The organism is Monashia sp. HAY1-5C (genome assembly GCF_056755255.1).
The window spans coordinates 1-17,453 of the sequence record NZ_JBPGXG010000101.1 but is presented as its reverse complement, the minus strand read 5'-3'; the positions used below and the strand labels follow the sequence as shown (position 1 = coordinate 17,453).

15 protein-coding genes and 1 pseudogene are annotated in these 17,453 nt (G+C 74.0%); 14 read left to right on the top strand and 2 right to left on the bottom strand.

The window, feature by feature from the left end; genetic code table 11:
* Positions 1-450 precede the first annotated feature (450 nt).
* From aspS to ACR9ZK_RS15140, 5 genes are all read left to right on the top strand, one after another.
* Positions 451-1,767: an aspartate--tRNA(Asn) ligase gene (gene aspS, locus ACR9ZK_RS15160; RefSeq protein ID WP_481342778.1), complete on the top strand. Its 1,317-nt coding sequence runs from the start codon at positions 451-453 to the stop codon at positions 1,765-1,767.
* 179 nt (positions 1,768-1,946) lie between these two features.
* Entirely contained in the window at positions 1,947-2,147 is a 201-nt protein-coding gene (locus ACR9ZK_RS15155; protein WP_020145054.1) for a helix-turn-helix domain-containing protein, read from the top strand.
* Between the two features lie 228 nt (positions 2,148-2,375).
* Positions 2,376-2,474 carry a 30S ribosomal protein bS22 gene (locus tag ACR9ZK_RS15150; RefSeq protein WP_003792170.1) on the top strand — a complete coding sequence of 33 codons (99 nt, stop codon included), beginning with the start codon at positions 2,376-2,378 and terminating at the stop codon, positions 2,472-2,474.
* 297 nt (positions 2,475-2,771) lie between these two features.
* Positions 2,772-3,818, top strand: a complete 1,047-nt coding sequence (locus ACR9ZK_RS15145) for an NAD-dependent epimerase/dehydratase family protein (protein ID WP_481342777.1) — start codon at positions 2,772-2,774, stop codon at positions 3,816-3,818.
* Positions 3,815-5,770 (top strand): lysophospholipid acyltransferase family protein, encoded by a 1,956-nt coding sequence (locus ACR9ZK_RS15140; protein WP_481342776.1) that lies wholly within the window; start codon positions 3,815-3,817, stop codon positions 5,768-5,770. The genes ACR9ZK_RS15145 and ACR9ZK_RS15140 overlap by 4 nt, the downstream gene beginning before the upstream one ends.
* Before the next feature lie 306 nt (positions 5,771-6,076).
* Here the strand turns inward: ACR9ZK_RS15140 and ACR9ZK_RS15135 are convergent, their stop codons facing one another.
* Together ACR9ZK_RS15135 and ACR9ZK_RS15130 are read right to left on the bottom strand one after the other, a co-directional pair.
* The gene (locus ACR9ZK_RS15135; protein ID WP_481342775.1) at positions 6,077-7,465 is read right to left on the bottom strand and encodes a DUF5667 domain-containing protein; all 1,389 of its coding nucleotides are present in this window, start codon (positions 7,463-7,465) and stop codon (positions 6,077-6,079) included.
* Positions 7,466-7,871: 406 nt separating this feature from the next.
* A complete protein-coding gene (locus ACR9ZK_RS15130; RefSeq protein WP_481342774.1) occupies positions 7,872-8,735 on the bottom strand; it encodes an RNA polymerase sigma factor in 864 nt (287 codons plus the stop codon).
* A 117-nt stretch (positions 8,736-8,852) separates the two neighbouring features.
* On the opposite strand from ACR9ZK_RS15130, the gene ACR9ZK_RS15125 reads away from it, so the two are divergent.
* The 9 genes and pseudogenes from ACR9ZK_RS15125 to ACR9ZK_RS15085 all read left to right on the top strand — a co-directional run.
* Positions 8,853-9,143: a glutaredoxin family protein gene (locus tag ACR9ZK_RS15125; protein WP_481342773.1), complete on the top strand. Its 291-nt coding sequence runs from the start codon at positions 8,853-8,855 to the stop codon at positions 9,141-9,143.
* Positions 9,144-9,297: 154 nt separating this feature from the next.
* A complete protein-coding gene (locus ACR9ZK_RS15120) occupies positions 9,298-9,978 on the top strand; it encodes a redox-sensing transcriptional repressor Rex (protein ID WP_481342772.1) in 681 nt (226 codons plus the stop codon).
* Positions 9,975-11,357 (top strand): glutamyl-tRNA reductase, encoded by a 1,383-nt coding sequence (gene hemA, locus ACR9ZK_RS15115; RefSeq protein ID WP_481342771.1) that lies wholly within the window; start codon positions 9,975-9,977, stop codon positions 11,355-11,357. The genes ACR9ZK_RS15120 and hemA overlap by 4 nt, the downstream gene beginning before the upstream one ends.
* Positions 11,354-12,415 carry a hydroxymethylbilane synthase gene (hemC, locus tag ACR9ZK_RS15110; protein ID WP_481342770.1) on the top strand — a complete coding sequence of 354 codons (1,062 nt, stop codon included), beginning with the start codon at positions 11,354-11,356 and terminating at the stop codon, positions 12,413-12,415. Before hemA ends, hemC begins: the two co-directional genes overlap by 4 nt.
* A complete protein-coding gene (locus tag ACR9ZK_RS15105) occupies positions 12,412-14,061 on the top strand; it encodes a bifunctional uroporphyrinogen-III C-methyltransferase/uroporphyrinogen-III synthase (RefSeq protein ID WP_481342769.1) in 1,650 nt (549 codons plus the stop codon). The genes hemC and ACR9ZK_RS15105 overlap by 4 nt, the downstream gene beginning before the upstream one ends.
* 8 nt (positions 14,062-14,069) lie before the next feature.
* A complete protein-coding gene (gene hemB / locus ACR9ZK_RS15100) occupies positions 14,070-15,035 on the top strand; it encodes a porphobilinogen synthase (RefSeq protein ID WP_481342768.1) in 966 nt (321 codons plus the stop codon).
* Between the two features lie 32 nt (positions 15,036-15,067).
* A complete protein-coding gene (locus ACR9ZK_RS15095; protein WP_481342767.1) occupies positions 15,068-15,553 on the top strand; it encodes a MarR family winged helix-turn-helix transcriptional regulator in 486 nt (161 codons plus the stop codon).
* Positions 15,554-15,609: 56 nt separating this feature from the next.
* Positions 15,610-16,944, top strand: coding sequence for a glutamate-1-semialdehyde 2,1-aminomutase (hemL, locus tag ACR9ZK_RS15090; protein ID WP_481342766.1), 1,335 nt, complete (start codon positions 15,610-15,612; stop codon positions 16,942-16,944).
* 156 nt (positions 16,945-17,100) lie between these two features.
* Positions 17,101-17,453: pseudogene (locus ACR9ZK_RS15085) on the top strand (hypothetical protein); the annotation flags it as partial.

Sequence of the window (17,453 nt, the reverse complement as noted above, 5' to 3'; positions counted from 1 at the left end):
CTTCAGCCGTCGCCTTCCTCCGCTCCGCTCGCTCGTTCCTCGCTCGCTGCGCTGCGTCCAGGCGACGCCGGCGCCACGGCGTGCTTTTGGCGCCTCGCTCGCTGCGCTGCGTCCAGGCGACGCCGGCACCACGGCGTGCCTTTGGCGCTCCGCTTCGCTGCGCGCGTGCCGCGGCGCCCTTCAGCCGTCGCCTTCCTCCGCTCCGCTCGCTCGTTCCTCGCTCGCTGCGCTGCGTCCAGGCGACGCCGGCGCCACAGCCAGCCGGAAATCTGTTCGCAGCGCGGCACTGAGCCCACGTAGCCTTCTCGGCACGGCGATGACGGGCCTGACGATCCTGAGCCGAGCACGACCAGAGGCCGAGCGCGATCCGCGGCGGCGAAGGTGTGGTGGCACAGCGACATTCCCCATCGCCCACACCTCCGGGGCACCAACCCTCCGGAGGTGAACGGAATGCAACCCACCCAACCCACGACCGTCGCTCCGCGCGTGCTCGCGCGTGACCTCGCCACCGTCGGCGACGGTGGCCCGGCCACGCTGATGGGCTGGGTGCACCGGCGTCGCGTCCTCGGCAGCGTCGGCTTCCTCGTCGTACGGGACCGCTCGGGCCTGGCCCAGGTCGTCGTGCGCGAACCCGAGGCGCTCGCGGCGCTCGCCGACGTGCCCGAGGAGACGACCGTCCGGGTCACCGGACGGGTCCGCCTCGCAGCCGCCGCGCCCGGGGGTGCCGAGCTCGTCGAGCCGGTGCTCGAGGCCCTGACCGAACCAGCGCAGGCACCGCCCGTCGAGCTGTGGCGCCCGACGTTCGGGGCCGGCCTGCCGACGCACCTCGACCGTGCGGCTGTCACGCTGCGGCACCCGAGGCACCGGGCCGCATGGGCGGTCGCGTCGGCGTCGCTGCACGGGTTCCGTGCCGCCCTGCGGGCGCTCGACTTCACCGAGGTGGCCACGCCGAAGCTCGTCGGCACGGCCACCGAGTCGGGGGCCACCGTCTTCACCGTCGACTACTTCGGGCGCACCGCCTACCTCGCGCAGAGCCCGCAGCTGTACAAGCAGATGCTCGTCGGGGTCTTCGAGCGCGTCTTCGAGGTCGGCCCGGTCTTCCGCGCCGAACCGCACGACACGGCGCGTCACCTGGCGCAGTACACCTCGCTCGACGCGGAGCTCGGGTTCGTCCGCGACCATCGCGACGTGCTCGCGGTGCTGCGCGAGGCCCTCGCCGGCATGGTCGCGGCCGTCCGCGCCGAGGCCTCCGACGCCGTCGCGCTGCTCGGCATCACGCTGCCCGAGGTGCCGGAACAGATCCCGGTCGTCCACTTCCGCGACGCGCTGCGTCTCGTCGGCGCGGACCCGGACGAGCCCGACCTCAGCCCGGCGCACGAGCGCGGCCTCGGGGAGTGGGCGCTGGCCGAGCACGGGTCGGACTTCCTTGGGGTGGAGGGCTACCCGATGGCCAAGCGTCCGTTCTACACGCATCCGCAGCCGGGTGACGAACGCTGGAGCAACAGCTTCGACCTGCTCTTCCGGGGCCTCGAGCTGACCACCGGGGGGCGGCGCCTGCACCGGCCGTCGGACTATGCCGCGGCGCTCGCCCGCACCGGCACCGACCCTGCCGCCCTCGCCGGCTACCTGGCGGCCTTCACGCACGGCATGCCTCCGCATGGCGGATTCGCGATCGGTCTGGAAAGGTGGGTGGCGCGCCTCACGGGCGCCGAGAACATCCGCGAGGTGACGCTGTTCCCGCGCGACCTGCATCGGCTCGAGCCGTGACCTGCCGGGAGATCTACAGGGGTCCCACCGGCGTGTCGAGTTGCGCCTCAGCGATTCGTTCGTGCGATCGCTTCCCCTCCAGTCACATCTGCCCCTAGTGTTGCTTCTTGCACCTGCGTGCAGTTTCGCCGGAGGGGAAGCCGGCGACGCGCGGGTGCGCCCTAGAGATCGGGGTTCACATGTCGAATGAGCGCCAGCTCGCCGAGGTGCGGTTCCTGACCGTCGCCGAGGTCGCCTCGATCATGCGCGTGTCCAAGATGACGGTCTACCGGCTCGTCCACGGCGGGGACCTCCCCGCCGTGCGGGTCGGCCGCTCCTTCCGGGTCCCGGAGGACGCGGTTCACAAGTACCTGCAGACGTCGTACATCGACACCGCGTGACACAGCGTCACATCGCACAGAGGGCGGCCCGGGCCAGACGGTCCGGACCGCCCTCTCGTCGTCGGGTCCCCGATCGGGAGCCGACACGGCCCGCTTTTGGGTTCGACGCCGGGCACACGCTAGGCTGTGGAGCCTGTTCGGCTCGTGACACATCGACTGCACTCTGACGGTGTGTCGGCGCAGGTCGACGCACCAGTCAACACTTCCAGTCGCACGACAAGGACAACCATGGGCTCTGTCATCAAGAAGCGCCGCAAGCGGATGGCGAAGAAGAAGCACCGCAAGCTGCTGCGCAAGACGCGTCACCAGCGTCGCAACAAGAAGTGAGCTGACTCCTCCCGGAGCGCTCCCTCGCGGGCCCGGCCCGCAACGCCGTCGACCCTCGCCCGACCTCGGGTGGGGGTCGTTCGCGTCTGCGGCCCCCCCAGACGCGTCCGGCGTGGCCACCTCGGACTCTGCGGCCACCGCGGTGGCGCGGTTGCGACGAGACGCACACCGCCTCACCCGGCGCGGACGCCGGGGTGCTGGGTAGGCTCTCCATGGACGAGGGAGCCGGCGCTCCGCCGCCCGGGCCGACCGTCGCACACCGCCACTGACCGACGAATCCCGAGGACTGGAGGACCGATGCCCAAGGTCGTTCTGGTGACCGGCGTCTCCCGGTACCTCGGCGGCCTCTACGCCCGGCGGCTGTCCGGGGAGCCGGACGTCGAGCGGATCCTCGGCGTCGACGTCGTCCCGCCGCGCCACTCCATCGGGCGCGCCGAGTTCGTCCGCGCCGACATCCGCAACCCGATGATCGGGCGGATCATGGCCCAGGCGAAGGTCGACACCGTCGTGCACATGAACGTCATCGCCACGCCGAAGGACACCGGTGGGCGCGTGACGCAGAAGGAGATCAACGTCATCGGCACGATGCAGCTGCTCGCCGCGTGCCAGAAGTCCGAGTCGGTGAGCCGCCTCGTCGTCAAGTCGTCGGCGGCCGTCTACGGCTCGTCACCGCGCGACCCGGCGATGTTCAGCGAGGACATGACCCCGAAGACCATGCCACGGACCGGCTTCGGCAAGGACTCCGTCGAGGTCGAGGGGTACGTGCGCGGCTTCTCCCGGCGCAGGCCCGACGTCGAGATCACGATGCTCCGGTTCGCCAACGTCATCGGACCGAGCATCAAGACCGCCTTCACCGACTACTTCGCGCTGCCGGTCGTGCCGGTGCCGCTGGGCTACGACGCCCGCCTCCAGTTCGTCCACGAGGACGACGCGACCGCCGCGATGATCCTGGCCACCACCGGCCCGGCCGTCGGCATCGTCAACGTCGCCGCCGACGGGTTCCTCACGGTGGCCCAGTGCACGGCGATAGCGCGCCGCCCGATCCTTCCGGTGCCGCTGGCGGCGGCCGGGGTGTTCGGCAGCATCGTGCGCCGCAGCGGCCTGGCCGACTTCTCCCACGACCAGCTGACCTTCCTGGCCTTCGGACGCGGCCTCGACACCTCCCGGATGCGTACCGTGCTCGGCTTCGAACCGCAGTACACGACGCGCTCGGCCTTCGAGGACTACGCACACCACCTGCGTCCGGCCGTGCCCGGCGTCGACGGTGTGTCCGACGCCGTGACCGACGCCGCCGGAGGCACCGCTGCGGCCATCGCCCGCGTCCTCGACAGGATCCAGCCGTGAGCCCCGGCCGCGAGACCCCCGACACCCCGACCCCGGCGGCACCGGGCGGTCCCGGCGCCGAGCCGGCCGGCGCGCCCCGCGCGACGGTCAGGCAGGCGGCCGCGAGGACGGCGTCGAAGAAGGCCGCGACGAGCAAGGCCGCGACGAGCAAGGCCACAGCGAAGAAGGCCACAGCGAAGAAGGGCACAGCGAAGAAGGGCACGGCGAAGAAGGGCACGGCCAAGAAGTCCGTGACCAGCCCGACCGCCGTGCAGAAGGCCACGGCGAAGAAGGCGAGCACGACGGCGGCCATGACGCAAGGCACGGCGACGCCAGGCGCCACGACGCCGGGCGACGCGACGTCGCCGCGACGCGGGGTGTTCGCCGCCGGCGCGGCGCGCGCGACGGGGGAGCGGCTGCGCCGGTCCGGCACGCCGCTGCTGTCCGGCGGTGACGCCCTCGAGCCCGTCGAGGTGAGCGCCGCGCGTCGGCTGCGGCTCGAGCAGGCCACCGAGACCCCAGACGTGCCCGAGGCCATCGGTCCGGACGCGCAGGCGCCGTCGGGTCCCCCGCTCGAGCGGGACTCCGAGACCGGTGGCTGGGCCCCGGAGGCGGTTCCCGAGGTACCGCGGACCAGGCCGAGCCGTTCGGCGATCCACGCCCGCCGCACGGAGTCGGCGTCCCGGGCCGCGCACCCGACGGCCGTCCCACCCGGCTCGCCCGGCACGTCCGGCTCGTCGTCCGGGCTGCCCGGCACACCCGGGGCGACCGCGTCCCGCGCCCGGACGCGTCCGCCTCGCCGGGTGCCGCTGACTCCGACAACCAGCACGACGAGCACGACGAGCACGACCACCACGACCACGGCGTCCACCACCCCGACCGGTCCGTCCGCGGAGGAGGCGCGCGAGGCGACGCGGCTGCGTGCCGTGCCCCCGATCGCCGACGCCGAGGGCGCCTCCGACCTCGCGACGACCCTGGGCCTGGCCGGCCTGCAGTCGAAGGCCGAGCGCCTCGTCGGGGCGGTCCTCGAGGCGGCGGAGTTCAGCAGCGAGTCGCGCCCGGGACCGGCAGAGCTCGTCGAACTGGCCGTCAACGTCTTCCGTGCGGCCGCGACGTCGGCGGGGCTGCCGGCCGAGGACGTCGAGCGACAGGTCGCCGAGACGCTCGCGTACCTCCGACGTCGGCTCACCGGCGACTACACGGTCGACGAGTTCGGTTTCGACGAGGACTACACCGTCCACGTCCACCTGCCGCTGCTCCGCCCCCTGTACCGCTCGTGGTTCCGGGTGGAGGTCCGAGGCATCGAGAACATCCCGTCCGAGGGCGGAGCCCTCGTCGTCGGCAACCACTCGGGCACGGTGGCGATGGACTCGCTCATGACCCAGGTCGCCGTCTTCGACGAGCACCCGCAGCACCGGCACCTGCGGATGCTGGGCGCCGACCTCGTCTTCCAGCTGCCGTTCATCGGCACGATGGCCCGACGCTCCGGCACCACCCTGGCGGCCAACACCGACGCCGAGCGCCTGCTGGCCGGCGGCTCGCTCGTCGGGGTCTGGCCGGAGGGGTTCAAGGGCGTCGGCAAGCCGTTCAGCGAGCGGTACAAGCTGCAGCGGTTCGGTCGGGGCGGCTTCGTGTCGGCCGCCCTGCGCGCCGGGGTGCCCATCGTGCCCGTGTCGATCGTCGGTGCGGAGGAGATCTACCCCATCCTCGGCAACATGCCGGCCGTCGCGCGGTTGCTCGGCCTGCCGTACGCGCCGATCACGCCGACGTTCCCGCTCCTCGGCCCGCTCGGGATGATCCCGCTGCCGAGCAAGTGGCTCATCGAGTTCGGGCCGCCCATCGACACCACCTCCTTCGGCCCGGACGCCGCCGACGACCCGATGCTCGTCTTCGACCTGACCGATCAGGTCCGCGAGACGATCCAGCAGACGCTCTACAGCCTGCTCATGCAGCGCAAGTCCGTCTTCATCTGAGCCCTCCGGCCCTCGAGCGGGCCTCCCTGACCCCGACCGAACGACTCGTTCGGTGCCGAACGCGTTATGGAGGCTCGAACGCGTCGGTGCGCCCCCGCCCTCAGCACCGAACGACTCGTTCGGTGCCGAACGCGTTGCAGAGGCTCGAACGCGTCGGTGCACCCCTGCCCTCAGCACCGAACGACTCGTTCGGTGCCGAACGCGTTGCAGGGGCTCGAACGCGTCGGTGCACCCCCGCCCTCGGCACCGAACGACTCGTTCGGTCGACCAGGCCGTGCGTTGCGGATGGCCTTCTCGGCGGTCGGGTCAGGGGAGCAGCTTGGGCAGGGTGGGCGACAGCGGGAGCTTGGGCACGGTCAGCGTCACCGACGGGAGGGGGACGGACGGGACGCCGGTGATCGACACGCCTCCGCCGCCGACCCCGATGGTGCCCGACGTGGCGGTGACCCCGGGCAGGCTGACGGTGCTGCCCGGCAACGTGACTCCGCCACCGCCGACGGCCACCGAGGAGGTCGAGACGCCGACGCCCGGCAGCTGCACCGTGCTGCCGGGAAGGGTCACGCCACCCGTGACGCCGATGCCGGGGAGCGGGACGCCGCCGGCGCCGGGCACGGTCACCGTCGCGCCCGGTTGTCGTGGGACGCTGGTGCGCGGCGGGACCGGGGTGGCCGGGGGCGTGCCGGGCGGCACGCCAGTGGGCCTCGCCGTCGGGGCCCCGCCCAGGATCGCCGACAGCAGCTGCCGGGCCTGGGTCGCGGCGCCGCCGCAGGCGCTGCAGCCGGCGAGCTCGCGCAGGACGGTGACGCGGTTCTGCACCAGCAGGTCGTGCAGCCGCTGCCACGACGGGAGGGCCTCGGCGGGAACCCGGTCGTGCAGCGCGTCCACCTGCGGCAGCGCGCGGGTGTAGAAGTCGGCGAGCTGCGTGATGGCGTCGACGCGGTCCTCGCTGCGGAAGGCCTCGAGCAGGAGGGTCTGCGCCCGGGTCGTCGCGTCGGACGCGAGGTCGAGCGCGGTCTCGACGTCGACGGCGGCCGGGGCGCCGCGGTCGACGAGGTCGCGGGCCTCGCCGATGTGCTGCTGGGCCTGCGCGAGGTAGGTCAGGCCCCGGTCGTAGCGCGACCCGGACAGCTGGACGGCAGCGCGGTCGAGCACCTGCTTGACGCCGTAGAGCGCGTCACCCGGCAGGGCGGAGCGCGAGGCCCAGCCGAGGGCGCCGCCGACCACGAGCAGCGCCGCGGCAGCGGCCGCGACGTAGCGCAGCGGACGGGCCGCGACGCGCAGGACGGAGACGGTCCCGCCGGACGGGCCGGCGCCGCGGCGAGCGTCCGGAGCGCCCGTCGGGTCGGGCTCCGCGTCGGCGTCGGGGCTCGGGTACGCGTCGGTGGTCGGGTCAGCGTCGGTGCTCGGGTCGACGCCCTGGCGCCCGGCGCTCGTCGGGCTCACGGACTCGGGCGGGGAACCACCGTCAGCGGGTCCGCCGAGCGGGACGACCGGAGCAGCCAGGCCGCCGTCGTCCTCGAGGAGCCTGGCCCGCAGGTCCGCGACGAACTCGCGGCGCGGCGCGAGGCCCGCCTGGTCGATGGCGGTGACGGCGTGCACGACCGCGACGAGCTCGAGGATGCCCGGCTCGGTGACCCGCTCGCCCTCGAGGGCACGCTGGAGGAGGTCGGCGTCGGACGTGGGGCCGAGGTCCATCTCTCCTCCTTCGTTCTCGTGCGGTCAGGTGCTGCCGGAAGGTCGTACGGGTCGTGCGGTCAGTCAGGGCGCGTCGGGCCGACGCGGTGTCGTGGTCGCCGGGCCGGAGGAACCGGTGCGGCACCTGCCGTGGCTGGAGCCGGGCCGGTCGCCGGACCGGAGCCGGGCCGCACGTGCGGGTCGAGGCCCGGCACGCGGGACCGGCGGCGCGCGTCGGCCTCGGTGCGGCGCGGCGCGGTTGCAGGGTGCGGGTGGTGCGTCGTCTCGTGTCCTGCCCTCGGGATCGGGATCGGGGTCGGGGTCGCGCGCCCCGCGGCGCCCGGGAGCGCGAGGGGCTGCGGTGCGGCCCCACACGAACCGTCCCGCTGCCGTGAGAACGACGCAGGTGCCGAGGGCGTTACGGGCCTCACAGGTCCACTCCCTCGAGGGTCTTGCGCAGCGCCCGGGTGGCCCGCAGCTGCAGCTGCTTGACCGCGCCCTCGGACTTGCCGAGGACCGTGGCGGTGTCGGCGAGGCTGAGGCCCTGCAGGAAGCGCAGGGTGATGCACTCCGCCTGGTCCGAGCCGAGGCCGCGGATGGCCTCGACGAGCCGTTCGTCGCGCAGCCGGGCGAGCACCTCGGCGTCGGGGGCGTCGACCCGCTCGTCGGCGTCGCGCATGTCGGCGGTGGTCACCTCGAAGCGGAACCGGGCCGACTTCACGTGGTCGGCGATGAGGTTGCGGGCGATGGTGACGAACCAGGCGGCGATGTCGCGGCCCTGCCACGTGAACGAGTCGATGCGGCGCATGGCCCGCAGGAACGTCTCGGACGTGAGGTCCTCGGCCAGCTGCCGGCTCGCGACGCGGACGAGGACGTAGCGGAAGACCGTGTCGACGTAGGCGTCGTACAGCTGCGCGAAGGCCTCGCGGTCGCCCCGCTGCGCCAGCTCGACGAGGGCGGCGATCCGGGCCTGCTCGACGACGTCGCGCTCGAGCGTCCGGGTGCCGCGTCCACCCCGGCCACCCGCGCCGGCAGCGCCGCCGGCGCCGCTACCCTCGGCGCCCGGGCTTCCCGCGCCGGCGCCGGAGAAGCGATCGCCCGCGCCGTCCTCGAGGGCTGCCCAGATGGCGTCGAGCGCCGAACGCCAGGACGGCAGGCCGCCCGGCGCGAGACGGCTGCCGGGCGAGGCCGCTCCGGTGGCGAGGGCAGGGTGCAGCGCGACCGCGGCCGGGAACGCCCCCGGCGCGGCCCCGCGCGGCTGCCGGTGGACCGGCGTCCTCCTCGGGCGCATCCGTCACAGTCTGACTGACTCGGCGCCCTCATGGCAGTCAGTTCGACCGGATGTGACCGATCTGCTACCGACGGGTAACGCGCGGGCCCCGGCCCCGCCGCGACCTAGAGTGGGCCCATGAGCACGTCCCCCGGTCCCGGCAGCAACGCGACGGACGCCGGAAGCGCCGGGCCGCCGCCCCGCGTGCTCCTGCTCGGCCGTGCCGGCTGCCACCTGTGCGACGAGGCGAGGGCGGTCGTCGAGCGGGTCGCCGCGGACCTCGGCGTCGGGTGGCAGGAGCGCTCCGTCGACGACGACCCGGAGCTGCTGCGACGCTACGGCGAGCAGATCCCGGTGACCTTCGTCGACGGCCGCCGCCACGACTTCTGGCGGGTCGACGAGGCCCGGCTCCGGCGGGCTCTGGGCTGACCCGGTGGGGGACCGGTGCCCGGCCGGCGCCCTACGTCTGATAGGCCGGTCACGTCAACTTTGTGCATGCCTTCACAAACGTCTAGCCTGAACGGGTCCCCACGTGCTCCGCGTTCGTGCCGAACGCCCCAGCGAGAGGAGCCGGTGAGCAAGCGTGTCCGCCGACCCTGTCCTGCGTCGAGAGATCCCCGACGCAACCGTCGCGCGGCTCCCTGAGTACCTGCGGACGCTGTCCCGGCTGGCCGAGGACGGCGTGCTGTCGGTGTCGTCCGAAGAGCTCGCGGCCGAGGTCGGCGTGCGCTCGGCCCAGCTCCGCAAGGACCTCAGCCACCTCGGCTCCTACGGCGTTCGCGGCGTCGGCTACGACGTCGAGACGCTCGCCCTCGAGATCTCCCGGGCCCTCGGCCTCACCGAGGACTGGCCGGTCGCCATCGTCGGGATGGGCAACCTCGGTCACGCGCTCGCCTCCTACTCGGGCTTCGTCACCAAGGGTTTCCGCGTCGTCGGCCTCTACGACGACGACCCGGCCCTCGCCGACGAGGTCGTCGTCGGCGTCCGCATCCGTCCGCTCGCCGAGCTGTCCGAGCGCCACGCGGTGGACCCCATCGCGATCGGGGTCATCGCGACGCCGGCACCGGCCGCGCAGGCCGTCTGCGACGCCCTCGTCGGCGCCGGCATCAGCTCCATCCTCAACTTCGCGCCGGCGGTGCTCGCGGTCCCCGACGGCGTCCACGTGCGTCGCGTCGACCTGTCCACCGAGCTGCAGATCCTCGCCTTCCACGCCCAGCGCAAGGCACTGGCCGCCGGCGAGCTGCGATCGGCGGTGGCGCGGTGAGCCTGCTCGTCATCGGCCTGTCCCACCACACGGCGCCCCTGTCGGTGCTCGAGGCGCTGTCCGAGCGTCCCGACCGCGCGGCGGCCATCGCCGGCTCGCTCCTCGGCTCGGCCACGGCCTCCGAGGCGGTCGTCCTGTCGACGTGCAACCGCCTCGAGGTCTACGCCGAGGTCGCCGCGTTCCACCCGGCCGTCGCGGCGATCGGCGAGGCGCTGGCGCTGGCCGCCGGCATCGAGCAGCCCGAGAACACCGGGACGTCGTACGCGCCGCCCACCGACCCCACGGAGGCCCTCGCCGCGCGCGCCGAGTCCCTCGCCGACCACCTCTACGTCCGGTTCGACGACGCCGCGGTGGCGCACACCTTCACCGTCGCGTGCGGCCTCGACTCCATGGCCGTCGGCGAGGCGCAGGTCCTCGGCCAGATGCGCGACGCGCTCGCCGCGGCCCAGGCGCGCGGCCAGGTCGGCACGTCCCTGAACTCGCTGTTCCAGCAGGCCCTGCGGGTCGGCAAGCGGGCCCACTCCGAGACCGACATCGACCGCCACAGCGTCTCCCTCGTGCAGATCGCGCTCGAGCAGGCCGCCCAGGTGCTCGGGCCGCTCGAGGGGCGTGACGCCGCCGTCGTCGGCGCCGGAGCCATGAGCGGCCTGGCCGCCGCCACGACCCGTCGCAACGGCATCGGCCGACTCAGCGTCGTCAACCGCACCCCGGATCGGGCGACGCGCCTCGCCGCCGCCACCGACGGCACCGCCCGGCCCTGGTCCGAGCTGCCCGACGTCCTCGCCGAGTCCGACCTCGTCATCACCTGCACCGGTGCCGTCGGCCACGTCGTCACGGGTGCGGACCTCGCCACCGCGGCGGCCCGCCGCGGCGGCCGCCCGCAGGTCGTCGTCGACCTCGCCCTGCCCCGAGACGTCGAGCCGGCCGAGACGTGGTCGAGCCCGGTGCCGTCCGTGACGCTGCTCGACCTGCAGCACCTCGGCCACCTCCTCGAGGGCCGCGCCGACACCACGCAGGTCGTCCGCGTCCGCGAGCTGGTCACCGGTGAGGTCGCCGACTACCTGACCCGACGCGTCGAGAAGTCGGTGGCGCCGACCGTCGCGGCGCTGCGCTCGCGGGCCGCCGAGCTCGTGGCCGGGGAGATGGAGCGCCTCGACCAGCGCCTGCCCGGTCTCGACGAGGGGACCCGCGCCGAGATCGCCCTCGCGGTGCACCGCATCGTCGAGAAGCTGCTCCACACGCCCACCCGACGCGTCAAGGAGTTCGCCATGGAGGGCAGCGGCGACGACTACGCGGCCGCACTGCGCGAGCTGTTCGACCTCCAGCCCGAGGACGTCGCCAACGTCTCGGCACCGCCGAAGCGGGGAGGTGCCGCATGACGACCCTGCGCCTCGGCACCCGCCGCTCCGCCCTCGCCAGGACCCAGTCCTCCTGGGTCGCAGACCGGCTCCGGGCGCTTGGCCACGACGTCGAGCTCGTCGAGATCACGACCGAGGGCGACACCTCCGGCGCGCTGCTCACCGCGATCGGCGGCACCGGCGTCTTCGCCGCCGCGATCCGCAGGGCGCTGCTCGAGGGACGCATCGACGTCGCCGTCCACTCGCTCAAGGACCTGCCGACGACGCCCGAGCCGGGCCTGGTCGTGGCCGCGGTCCCCGAGCGCGAGGACAGCCGCGACGTGCTCGTCGCGCGGGACGGGCTCACGCTCGGCGAGCTGCCGCCCGGGTCGGTCGTCGGCACCGGCTCGCCGCGTCGCACCGCCCAGCTGGCCGCGCTCGGGCTGGGCGTCGAGATCCGCCCGATCCGGGGCAACGTCGACACCCGCATCGCCCTCGTCACGTCCGGCACGCTCGACGCGGTCGTCCTCGCGCGGGCCGGCCTGGCCCGTCTCGGCCGGCTCGGCGAGGTCACCGAGGTGCTCGACCCGATCCAGGTGCTCCCGGCGCCCGGCCAGGGGGCCCTCGCCGTCGAGTGCCGCTCCGACCGACACGACGTGCTCGCCGCGGTCACGGCGCTCGACGACCCCGACACGCGCGCCTGCGTCCTCGCCGAGCGCTCGCTGCTGCGGACGCTCGAGGCCGGCTGCACCGCCCCCGTCGGCGCGCTCGCCGAGGTCGTCGAGGACGACGACGGCCCCGTGCTGTCGCTGCGCTCGTTCGTCGGCACCGAGGACGGCGCGAGCGAGCTGCGCCGGTCCCTCGTCGGTGGGTACGACGAGCCCGAGGACCTCGGCCGACGGCTCGCGGGCATCCTCCTCGAGGACGGCGCCGCCGAGCTGACCGGGACCCCCGTCAGCGCCCCCAACGACGCCCCGACCAGCGCCCCCAACGACGCCCCGAACGACGCCTCGGCCGTCGGGCCCCTGGACGTCGTCACCAGCACCGCACCACCGCAGCACACCCCGCACGCCACCCACCGACCGGAGCAAGTTTCGTGACCCAGTCTCGCCAGCCGTCGGAGCAGACGGCGTCGACCACCACGCTGCCGACCTCGCCGGCACGCGTCGCCTTCGTCGGGTCCGGGCCGGGTGACCCGGGCCTGCTGACCCTCCGCGCCCGCGACCTGCTCGCCGCCGCGGACGTCGTCGTCATCGACCGCGTCGCCCGTGAGGACGCCGTCCTCGCCCACGCCCGCCCGGGGGTCGAGATCATCGACGCCGGCCACGGCGAGCAGGGCCAGGAGCTGACCCACGCGGTCCGGGCCAAGCTCGTCGTCAAGGCGGCCAAGGCCGTGGGCCCGTCGGGCCTCGTCGTGCGCCTCATGGACGGCGACCCCGCGACGTTCAACGGCCTCGCGGAGGAGGTGCGCGCGTGCCGCAAGGCGGGGCTCACCTTCGACGTCGTGCCGGGTGTCTCCGCCGTGACCGCCGCGCCGACGTACGCCGGCGTGCCGCTGACGTCCAAGGCCACCGGAGCCGTGCACGTGCTCGCCACGGAGCACGCCGCCCTCGACCTCACGCCGTACACGGCCGACGCCGACACCGTCGTCCTGCTCGGCGGTTCCGAGACCATTCGCAAGGCGCTGGCCGGGCTGCTCGCCGCGGGCCGCCCCGGCGAGTCGCTCGTCGCCCTGACGACGAACGCGACGACGGTCCGCCAGACCTCGGTCACGTCCTCGCTCGAGGCCGTCGACCGCCTCTTCACCGGCAGGGAGCCGCTCGAGGTCTCCCTCGCGGTCGTCTCGCCCAACGTGGACCTGCGCGACGAGTTCTCGTGGTTCGAGACCAAGCCGCTGTTCGGCTGGAAGGTCCTCGTGCCGCGCACCCAGGCCCAGGCCGGCCCGATGGTCGACCGGCTCGCCGCCTACGGCGCGACGGCCGACGTCGTCCCGACGATCTCGGTCGAGCCCCCGCGCACGCCGCAGCAGATGGAGAAGGCCGTCAAGGGCCTGGTCACCGGCCGCTACGAGTGGATCGGCTTCACGTCGGTCAACGCGGTGCGCGCGGTCCGCGAGCGGTTCGAGGAGTTCGGACTCGACGCGCGGGCCTTCGCCGGGCTCAAGGTCGCTGCCGTGGGCGGCGTCACGGCCGCGGCGCTGCGCGAGTGGGGCATCAACCCCGACCTCGTGCCCGAGGGCGAGCAGTCGGCCGCGGGGCTGCTCGAGGTGTGGCCGGAGTTCGACGAGGTCCTCGACCCGATCAACCGGGTCCTGCTGCCCCGCGCCGACATCGCCACCGAGACGCTCGTCGCCGGCCTGCGTGACATGGGCTGGGAGGTCGACGACGTCACCGCCTACCGGACCGTCCGTGCGGCCCCGCCGGCCGCGTCGATCCGCGACGCCATCAAGGGCGGGGACTACGACGCCGTCCTCTTCACGTCGAGCTCCACGGTGCGCAACCTCGTCGGCATCGCCGGAAAGCCCCACGCCGCAACGGTCGTCGCGTGCATCGGCCCGGCCACGGCCAAGACCGCGCAGGAGCACGGCCTGCGCGTCGACGTCCTGGCGCAGGAGGCGTCGGCCCTGGCCCTCGTCGACGCCCTCGCCGGCCACGGCGTCGGGCTGCAGGTCGCGGCCCGCGAGGCCGGCCAGCCGGTCCAGCGCCCGAGCGACAAGCGTCCGGCCTCGCGCCGGCGCGCCCGCTGAGGGCCGCCGTGATCGAGCGTCCCCGGCGGCTGCGCCAGAACCCGGCCCTGCGCAGCCTCGTCGCCGAGACCCGGCTGCACCCGCGCGACCTCGTCCTGCCGGTGTTCGTCGCGGAGGGCCGCGACGAGGTGCGTCCGGTCGCCAGCATGCCCGGCGTCGTGCACCACACGCTCGGCAGCCTCGTCGAGGTCGCGCGCCGCTCCGTCGCGGCCGGCATCGGCGGGCTGATGCTCTTCGGCGTCCCGCAGGACAAGGACGCCGTCGGCAGCGGCGCCGTCGACCCCGACGGCATCCTCAACGTCGCGCTGCGCTGCGTCCGCGACGCAGTCGGCGACGACCTCGTCATCATGGCCGACACGTGCATCGACGAGTTCACCGACCACGGCCACTGCGGCGTCCTCGACGACCGCGGCCGCGTCGACAACGACGCGACGAACATCATCTACGCCGAGATGGCCGTGCAGCAGGCCCGCGCCGGGGCCCACGTCGTGGCGCCGAGCGGGATGATGGACGGCCAGGTGGGCGTCATCCGCCGGCGCCTCGACGACGAGGGCCTCACCGACACGGTCGTGCTCGCGTACGCGGCCAAGTACTCCTCGGCGTTCTTCGGCCCGTTCCGCGAGGCCGTTCAGTCGAGCCTCCAGGGCGACCGGCGCACGTACCAGCAGGACCCGGCCAACCTCGTCGAGTCGCTGCGTGAGATCGACCTCGACATCGCCGAGGGCGCCGACCTCGTCATGGTCAAGCCGGCGATGAGCTACCTCGACGTCGTCGCCGCGGCCGCCGAGCGCTCGTCGGTGCCGGTGGCGGCCTACCAGGTCTCGGGCGAGTACTCGATGATCCACGCGGCCGCCGCCAACGGCTGGATCGACCTGCAGGCGGCCGCCCTCGAGTCACTCACGTCGATCCGACGCGCCGGCGCGCAGGTCGTGCTGACGTATTTCGCCCTCGACGCCGCCGACTGGCTCGCCTGACGCCTTACGATCAGGGGGCGCAGGAGGTGCACATGGCCGGTTCAGGGGACGACGGCGTGAGGTGGCTCGACGACGGGGAGCAGCGGTCGTGGCGGGCGATCCTGCGCGGCACGCGGCTGCTCGAGCGCGCGCTCGACGACGCGCTCGGTGACGCCGGCATCCAGCTGAGCGAGTACGAGATCATCTCGATGCTGTCCGAGAGCCCCCAGCACCGGCTGCGGATGTCCGAGCTCGCCTCGATGGTCGTCCAGTCGCGCAGCCGGCTGACCCACACGGCCAAGCGGCTCGAGGAGCGCGGGTGGGTCACGCGTGAGTCGTGCCTGGCCGACAAGCGGGGCGTCGAGCTCGTGCTGACCGCCGGTGGTCTCGCCGCCGTCCACGACATCGCAAAGGTCCACGTGCAGAGCGTGCGCGACAACCTCGTCGACATCATGACGCGCGACCAGTTCCGGGCGATCGGCGACGCGATGGAGATCGTGCGCGACCACCTCGACCCCGAGGCCGCGAGCGGCCGCTGAGGTCGGCGGGACCGCCTGCCGGATCGCGGGCGCGGGGCGGTTGCCACAATGGCGGCATGAGCTCGCAGCCCAGGACCGCGCCCGACACGACCGACGCCCCTGCCTCGGCGGCCCTCCTCGAGCGGGCCGGACGCGTCATCCCCGGCGGCGTCAACTCGCCGGTGCGCGCCTTCCGCGCCGTCGGCGGCACGCCCCGCTTCATGGCGAGCGGCCGGGGTGCGTGGCTCACCGACGCCGACGGCAAGCGGTACGTCGACCTCATCTGCTCGTGGGGCCCGATGATCCTCGGGCACGCGCACCCCGAGGTCCTGCGTGCCGTGAACCAGGCTGCGGCGCAGGGCTTCTCGTTCGGCACGCCGTCCGAGAACGAGGTCCTCCTCGCCGAGGAGATCGTCGCGCGGATGGACCCCGTCGACCAGGTCCGCCTCGTCAACTCCGGCACCGAGGCCACGATGTCGGCGATCCGCCTGGCCCGGGGGTTCACCGGCCGCGACGTCGTCGTCAAGTTCGCCGGCTGCTACCACGGGCACGTCGACGCGCTGCTCGCCTCGGCGGGTTCGGGCGTCGCGACGTTCGCGCTCCCCGACTCGGCCGGTGTGCCGCGCTCGAGCGCCGGCGAGACGATCGTCCTGCCGTACAACGACGTCGCCGCGCTCGAGGCCGCGTTCGCCGAGCGCGGGGAGGAGATCGCGGCGGTGATCACCGAGGCCGCGCCGGGCAACATGGGCGTGGTGCCGCCCGCCCCGGGGTTCACCGAGGCGCTGCGCCGGGTCACGAGGCAGCACGGCGCGCTCCTCGTGTCCGACGAGGTCATGACCGGCTTCCGCGCCTCCGCCACCGGCTACTTCGGCTGCGAGGACCACCCGTCCGGGCCGGCCGACCTCTACACCTTCGGCAAGGTCATGGGCGGCGGGTTCCCCACCGCGGCGTTCGGCGGGCGGGCCGACGTCATGGCGCTCCTCGCCCCGCAGGGGCCCGTCTACCAGGCCGGCACGCTGTCGGGGAACCCCGTCGCGTCCGCCGCTGGGCTCGCGACGCTCCGTGGCTGCACCCCTGAGGTCTACGACCGCCTCGACGTCGTGGCCCACACCATCGCCGACGCCGTGACGCAGGAGCTGTCGGCCGCGTCGGTCCCGCACCGCGTCCAGTGGGCCGGGTCGATGTTCTCGGTGTTCTTCCGCGACGGCGCCGTGCGCACCTACGACGACGCGAAGGCCCAGGACACCGACGCCTTCCGCCGCTTCTTCCACGCGATGCTGGCCCAGGGCGTGCACCTGCCGCCGAGCGCCTTCGAGGCGTGGTTCGTCTCCGCGGCCCACGACGACGAGGCCGTCGGCCACGTCCTGGCCGCCCTGCCGGCCGCCGCCCGCGCCGCCGCGACGCCGGACTGACCTGACCGGCCGGACTGACCGGACCGGCCGGACTGGAGGGGCGCCGGCCGATGCCGCCGACCCCTCGAGACTCTTGTCGGCGGACGAGGCAGGGAGGACGCTGGAGGGCGACGGCAGCGCCGTCGGGGCGCCGCCTCGAGGCAAGGAGGGTGGGCCGTGTACGCACGTTCCACGACGGTCATGGGTCAGCCGGGCATGGTCGAGTCCGGGATCTCCTACGTCCAGGACGAGGTGATGCCGCGGGTCAGGGACATGGACGGGTACGTCGGTCTGTCCCTCATCGCCGACCGCGACAGCGGCCGCTGCATCGTCACGACCGCGTGGCGGGACGAGGACGCGATGCGCTCGAGCGCGGACGCCGTCATGCCCCTGCGGGAGCGTGCCGCGGGCATGTTCGGCGGGGACACGACCGTCGACGAGTGGGAGGTGGCCTACCTGCACCGCGACCACCGTTCCGCCGAAGGGGCCTGCGCCCGCGTCACGTGGGTCGAGGGCGACCCGGCCACCAT

Coding starts and splice junctions, on each gene's coding strand:
- aspS (WP_481342778.1), top strand. CDS start 451: ATGCAACCCACCCAACCCACGACCGTCGCTCCGCGCGTGCTCGCGCGT.
- ACR9ZK_RS15155 (WP_020145054.1), top strand. CDS start 1,947: ATGTCGAATGAGCGCCAGCTCGCCGAGGTGCGGTTCCTGACCGTCGCC.
- ACR9ZK_RS15150 (WP_003792170.1), top strand. CDS start 2,376: ATGGGCTCTGTCATCAAGAAGCGCCGCAAGCGGATGGCGAAGAAGAAG.
- ACR9ZK_RS15145 (WP_481342777.1), top strand. CDS start 2,772: ATGCCCAAGGTCGTTCTGGTGACCGGCGTCTCCCGGTACCTCGGCGGC.
- ACR9ZK_RS15135 (WP_481342775.1), bottom strand. CDS start 7,465: ATGGACCTCGGCCCCACGTCCGACGCCGACCTCCTCCAGCGTGCCCTC.
- ACR9ZK_RS15130 (WP_481342774.1), bottom strand. CDS start 8,735: ATGCGCCCGAGGAGGACGCCGGTCCACCGGCAGCCGCGCGGGGCCGCG.
- ACR9ZK_RS15125 (WP_481342773.1), top strand. CDS start 8,853: ATGAGCACGTCCCCCGGTCCCGGCAGCAACGCGACGGACGCCGGAAGC.
- hemC (WP_481342770.1), top strand. CDS start 11,354: ATGACGACCCTGCGCCTCGGCACCCGCCGCTCCGCCCTCGCCAGGACC.
- ACR9ZK_RS15095 (WP_481342767.1), top strand. CDS start 15,068: ATGGCCGGTTCAGGGGACGACGGCGTGAGGTGGCTCGACGACGGGGAG.
- hemL (WP_481342766.1), top strand. CDS start 15,610: ATGAGCTCGCAGCCCAGGACCGCGCCCGACACGACCGACGCCCCTGCC.